This window comes from Agromyces sp. NPDC056965 (assembly GCF_042673425.1).
Lineage (GTDB): Bacteria > Actinomycetota > Actinomycetes > Actinomycetales > Microbacteriaceae > Agromyces.
Map to the genome: position 1 here is coordinate 1 of NZ_JBHURI010000144.1, position 5250 is coordinate 5250.

At 70.0% G+C, this 5250-nt stretch carries 6 protein-coding genes; 4 read left to right on the forward strand and 2 right to left on the reverse strand.

Translation table 11 applies throughout. The features are described 5' to 3' along the window. Positions 1-35: 35 nt before the first annotated feature. Positions 36-806 (reverse strand): EI24 domain-containing protein, encoded by a 771-nt coding sequence (locus tag ACFTQE_RS19865; protein WP_376926688.1) that lies wholly within the window; start codon positions 804-806, stop codon positions 36-38. Between the two features lie 94 nt (positions 807-900). Next, positions 901-1584, reverse strand: a complete 684-nt coding sequence (locus ACFTQE_RS19870) for a GntR family transcriptional regulator (RefSeq protein WP_376926689.1) — start codon at positions 1582-1584, stop codon at positions 901-903. Positions 1585-1736: 152 nt separating this feature from the next. Between ACFTQE_RS19870 and ACFTQE_RS19875 the strand changes: the two genes are divergently transcribed. The 4 genes from ACFTQE_RS19875 (at position 1737) to ACFTQE_RS19890 (ending at position 5193) form a co-directional block, all read left to right on the forward strand. Beyond that, positions 1737-2825: a mandelate racemase/muconate lactonizing enzyme family protein gene (locus ACFTQE_RS19875; protein WP_376926690.1), complete on the forward strand. Its 1089-nt coding sequence runs from the start codon at positions 1737-1739 to the stop codon at positions 2823-2825. A gap of 31 nt (positions 2826-2856) precedes the next feature. Beyond that, positions 2857-4233, forward strand: coding sequence for an MFS transporter (locus ACFTQE_RS19880; RefSeq protein WP_376926691.1), 1377 nt, complete (start codon positions 2857-2859; stop codon positions 4231-4233). Positions 4234-4329: 96 nt separating this feature from the next. Next, the gene (locus tag ACFTQE_RS19885; protein ID WP_376926692.1) at positions 4330-4932 is read left to right on the forward strand and encodes a class I SAM-dependent methyltransferase; all 603 of its coding nucleotides are present in this window, start codon (positions 4330-4332) and stop codon (positions 4930-4932) included. A gap of 60 nt (positions 4933-4992) precedes the next feature. Further along, positions 4993-5193, forward strand: coding sequence for a hypothetical protein (locus ACFTQE_RS19890; RefSeq protein WP_375838240.1), 201 nt, complete (start codon positions 4993-4995; stop codon positions 5191-5193). Positions 5194-5250: the final 57 nt, after the last annotated feature.

Sequence of the window (5250 nt, forward strand, 5' to 3'; positions counted from 1 at the left end):
CCGCAGGCGCGGGCCTGCGGCATCCGCTCTGCTGCTCAGTCCGCCGGCGGCGTCGGCTCCGGGTGCGTCGGAGGAGCCGATGCATCGAGCGCCGCACGTGCCAGCATCGTCGAGCCGGCCACCGCGGCGGGCATCGCGATCACCGCTCCGAGCGGCACCATGAAGCACAACTGGGTCGCGACCCCGAACCCGAGCAGCTGGGCCCGGTGGCCGCGAAGCGCAGCCGCGCGATCGGCCGCGGTCATGCCTCGGGCCTCGAAGGCGCGCCCGGTGAGCTCTCGTGCAAGCAGCCACCCCGACAGCGTCACACCCAGCACCGGGGCGGCGACCGATCCGACCACCGGCACGAGGCCGATCAGGCCGACGACGAGGGCCGCGGCGACTCCGAGCGAGATGAGCGCTGCGGCGTCGACTGCGGCTCGCCAGAAACCGGCGCCGCGATCGGCCACGTCGCCGCCGAGTTCGACTTCGACCGCTCGCCAGATGCGCTCGTAGAACGGATCGCCGACCGCGAGCGTGATCGCGGTGAAGGTGACGGCCGCGAGCAGCACTGCGCCGGCGAAGGTCACTGCTGCGATGGCGATGCGCAGCGATGCGGTCCAGAACGCGTCCCACCGCTCGGCGAACGGCGTCGCCCATTCGACGATCGCCGGCAGCTGGATGCCGAGTGCCACGAGCGCGGCGAGCACGATCGCGAAGACGATCGCGGCCGGGATCAGGCCGAGGGCCATCACGCCCGGCCGGCGTCCCCAGAACCCGAAGCCGCGCAGCAGCAGGCCGGCACCCGAGAGGAATCGCCTGAGCATCCCATCAGACTACGGCGGAGCCGGGCGGCTTCCAGACGATCACGGTCTTCGCCGAGCGCGACGATTCCAACGTCGTGCACCGGAGTCGCTCGTCTCAGTGCGCGCGGCGGGCGCTCGGCAGCAGGCGGGCCCGGGACGCCGTGAGGTGATCGCGCATCGCGCGCTCTGCGGCGTCGGCGTCGTGCTCGGCGATCGCCTCGACGATGCGTTCGTGTTCGTCGACGGTCGTGTCGCCGGCGCTCTTCTCGTACGAGAGGCGGAACGCGTGCAGGTGGAAGTGCGTGCGTTCGAGAGCACGTTCGACGGCCTGGTTGCCCGAAGCGCGAGCGATCAACGAGTGCAGGCGACCGTCGTGCTGGCTGAAGCGTGCATAGCTCCAGGCGTCGTCGTCGTCGGGGGCCTCGTGGTACATGCGGAGCTCATCGCGCAGGGCGGCGATGGTGGCGGCGTCGGCGTGCTCGGCCGCCAGGCGGGCCGAGGCGGGTTCGAGCAGGAGCCGGAGCTCGTAGAGGTCGACGAGCTCCTTCTCGGTGAGCACCGAGGTCGTCCGGTAGCCCTTGAGGTGCGTCTTGCTCACCAGCCCGGCGTCCTCGAGGCGGGTCAGCGCCTCGCGGACGGGCGTCGGGGAGACGTCGAGCTGCTTCGCGATGCGGTTGATGTTGATGCGGGAGTCGGCGGGCAGTTCGTTGCTCAGCACGAACGCGACGAGTCGCTTGTAGACGTCTTCGCCGAGCGTCGCATCGGGGGCGATCGGCTCGGCGTCATCGCGGCTTCCCATCCTCGAATCCTACTGAGCGAGCGTCGTCGGCCGGTCCGGACGCCGCCCACAGGCGGCGGCTGAGGCGCGGGATTGGTGTGCAAGAATCAAATACAATACGATTTCCGCCGTACGCAACGTTGCCGTACACGACGAATGGAAGCAGTGCCGCCATGACCGTGATCACCAGAGCCGTCGCGCGCCTCATCGACATCGAGGTCGAGAAGGTCCGCACCGACGCGATGCAGTCGTTCCTGAAGCAGGAGACGCTCGTCGTCGACATCGAGACGGACGACGGCGTCACCGGTCGCGGGTACTCGTACACGATCGGCACGGGCGGCCGTGCTGCACTCTCGATGCTCAACGAGCACCTGCTCCGCCTCCTGACGGGGGAGGACCCGATGAACACCGAGCACCTCTGGCGCAAGCTCTACGACTCGACGCGCGCGACGAGCGTCGGGGTTCTCACCGCGCTCGCCCTCGCCGCGGTCGACACCGCGCTCTGGGACATCCGGTCGAAGAGCTCCGGCCGGCCGCTGTGGCAGGAAGCCGGAGGCTTCCGCCAGGCCGTGCCGCTGTACGACACCGAAGGCGGCTGGCTCCACATCCCCGAGCACGAACTCGTCGAAGAGGCGCTCGCCTCCGCGGCGAAGGGATGGAAGGGCGTCAAGGTCAAGGTCGGCAAGCCGTCGCTCGCCGAGGACGTCTCGCGCATCGCGGCGGTTCGTGCCGCCGTCGGCGACGACGTCGAGATCATGGTCGACGCCAACCAGAGCATGACGGCCGCCGAGGCGATCCGTCGTGCCGCGGCCTTCGAGCCCTACCGGCTCGGCTGGTTCGAGGAGCCGCTCCCGGCGGAGGACGTCGCGGGGCATGAACGGCTCGCACGCTCCACGAGCATCCCGATCGCGGTCGGCGAGTCGATCTACTCGATCGGCTCGTTCCGCGAGTACCTGCAGCGCGGGGCGGCGAGCATCGTCCAGGTCGACGTCGCACGGATCGGCGGCATCACGCCCTGGCTGAAGGTCGCACATCTCGCCGAGGCGTTCAACGTCGCGGTGAGCCCGCACTTCCTGATGGAGCTCCACGTCAGCCTCGTCGCGGCGATCCCGAACGGCCGCTTCGTCGAGCACATCCCGCAGTTGCGCGCCGTCACCCACGAGGAGATCGCGATCCGCGACGGGCATGCGTTCGCGCCGAATCACCCCGGCCTCGGAATCGTCTGGGACGACGACGAGCTCGACAACCGCGTGGTCGCCTGAGCCGCGACCGCCAGGACCGAACGAAAGGACAATGATGTCAGCACAACCGAGCACCGTCGAAGAGAAGGACCGGTCGTCCGCCGTGAGCCACAAGGAGACCCGCCGCGTCGCTGCGGCGACCCTCATCGGCTCGGCCCTCGAATGGTACGACTTCTACCTCTACGGCACCGCAGCCGCCCTCGTCTTCAACCGCATCATCTTCGTCAACGAGGATCCGCTCGTCGGCACGATGGCGGCGTTCGCCGCCTTCGCGCTCGGGTACGTCATCCGCCCCCTCGGCGGACTCATCTTCGGCCGGCTCGGCGACCGCCTCGGGCGCAAGTACGTGCTGGTCCTGACCCTGCTGATCATGGGCATCTCGACCGTGCTCATGGCCTTCCTGCCGACCTACGAGCAGATCGGGCTCTGGGCGCCGGTCATCCTGCTCCTGCTCCGCCTCGTCCAGGGCATCGGAGCGGGGGCCGAGTTCGGCGGCGCCGCGATCTTCTCGGTCGAGCACGCCTCGCCGAGGAAGCGCGGCCTGCAGGGTGCGTGGCCGGCCGTCGGCGTCTACCTCGGCCTCCTCCTCGCCTCGGGCGCGTTCGCGATCATCACGCAGCTGCCCGAGGAGGACTTCCTCGCGTGGGGATGGCGCATCCCCTTCGCCGCGAGCATCATCGTGGTCGTCGTCGCCCTCGTGATCCGACTGAAGATCAGCGAGACGCCGGCGTTCGTCGAGGCGGCCACCGAGGACAAGGCACCCGTCACCCCGCTGAAGGACGTCTTCTCGAAGGAATGGCGCGGAATCCTCGTGCTCATCGGCACGCAGACCCCGCAGAACGTCATCGCCTACGTGAACCTCACGTTCATCGCGGCCTACATCACCGGCACGCTCTCGCTCGCGAACAGCATCGGCCCCATCGCGGTGACGGTCGCGACCGCGACCACCATGATCACACTGCCGCTCTTCGGCGCGCTGTCCGATCGCATCGGCCGAAAGCCCGTGGTGCTCACGGGCATCGTGTTCTCAGCGCTGTTCGCGTTCCCGTACTTCTACATCATCGACAACTCCGAGACCGCGCTCGGGGTCACGATCGCCGTCACGGCGAGCCTCGGCGTGGGAGTCGGCGCGATGTTCGGGCCGCAGGGCGCCTACTTCTCGGAGCTCTTCACCAGTCGGTCGCGGTTCACCGGGCTCGCGTTCAGTCGTGAGGTCGCGGGCGCGGTCTCCGGCGGGTTCACCCCGCTGATCGCGATCGCGCTCGTCGCGGCGGCGGGCGGCAGCTCGTGGATGGTGGCGGTCTTCATCATCGCCGCGTGCGTGATCGGCTTCATCGCCACCGCGGTCGGGCCCGAGACGCTCGGACGCAGTCTGCGCGTCTCGACCGTGCCCGAGCTGCAGGCGTCGTCGAAGCGATTCGTGGACTGACCGACCCGAGCGACGCCGCTCGCCGGTCCGTCCGGTCGAGCTCCGATCGCCGCGATCGAGCTTGACGGGCGACCCGCGACGTGCTCGCATGGCGGCATGGAGCAAGCGACACCCGCGACATCCGGCCTCATCGACGACGACCGCCTCGACGACCTCGAGCGGGAGTTCGTCGGCCGGGTGCGCGGGCGCGTGCTCGAGATCGGGGCCGGCGAAGGCGAGAACTTCGGAGCCCTGCACCCCGACGTCGAGTGGATCGGACTCGAGCCCGACGCCGAGCGCCGGGCCGAGCTCGCGCAGCGGGCCCGCGAGTGGGGTCACGGCGGCGAGCCGCTCGATGCCGTGGCCGAGGCCATCCCGCTGCCCGATCGCTCCGTCGACGCGGTCATCGCGACGTACGTGCTCTGCTCGGTCGCCGATCCGGCGGTCGCGCTGGCCGAGGTGCGCCGGGTGCTCGTGCCCGGCGGCCGGGTCGTCTTCGTCGACCATGTCGCGGCGCCGCCGCGCACCGCGAAGCGGGTCGTGCAGCGCATCGCGACCCCGTTCACGGCGAGGTTCTGCCACGGCTGCCATTGGGACCGCGAGACCGGCCTGGCCCTCGTCGCGGCGGGGTTCATCGGCGACGACGTGCGGCCGCTCCGCGTGCGGTCGATGCCGTTCGGCCCCGTGCCGACCCTGCTCTTCGACGGTCATGCACCCTGACCTGCACGAGGCGAGGCCGGCGGCGCCGGGGCATCCGTGCCGGTCGACTAGCCTCGGAACATGAGCCGCACCGTCTGGACCGTCATCGGCGTGATCGTCGCCGTCGTGATCGCGTGGTTCCTCGTCGACGTGCTCTTCAGCCTGCTCTGGTTCGTCGGCAAGCTCGTGATCGTCGCGGTGGTCGCGGTCATCGTCTACTTCGTGCTGCGGAGCGTCTTCGGCGGCCGGGCCGGCGACGGGCGCGACTCGATCGATCGCTGACCGCGTCGGGACCACTCGTGTCGCACGGGACCCGGGATGTCTCCGGTCCTGTGCGAC

What these genes read in the sequence shown, in the direction of transcription:
- ACFTQE_RS19885 (WP_376926692.1), top strand. Translation starts at nt 4,330, where the DNA reads ATGGAGCAAGCGACACCCGCGACATCCGGCCTCATCGACGACGACCGC.
- ACFTQE_RS19865 (WP_376926688.1), bottom strand. Translation starts at nt 806, where the DNA reads ATGCTCAGGCGATTCCTCTCGGGTGCCGGCCTGCTGCTGCGCGGCTTC.
- ACFTQE_RS19875 (WP_376926690.1), top strand. Translation starts at nt 1,737, where the DNA reads ATGACCGTGATCACCAGAGCCGTCGCGCGCCTCATCGACATCGAGGTC.
- ACFTQE_RS19890 (WP_375838240.1), top strand. Translation starts at nt 4,993, where the DNA reads ATGAGCCGCACCGTCTGGACCGTCATCGGCGTGATCGTCGCCGTCGTG.
- ACFTQE_RS19880 (WP_376926691.1), top strand. Translation starts at nt 2,857, where the DNA reads ATGATGTCAGCACAACCGAGCACCGTCGAAGAGAAGGACCGGTCGTCC.
- ACFTQE_RS19870 (WP_376926689.1), bottom strand. Translation starts at nt 1,584, where the DNA reads ATGGGAAGCCGCGATGACGCCGAGCCGATCGCCCCCGATGCGACGCTC.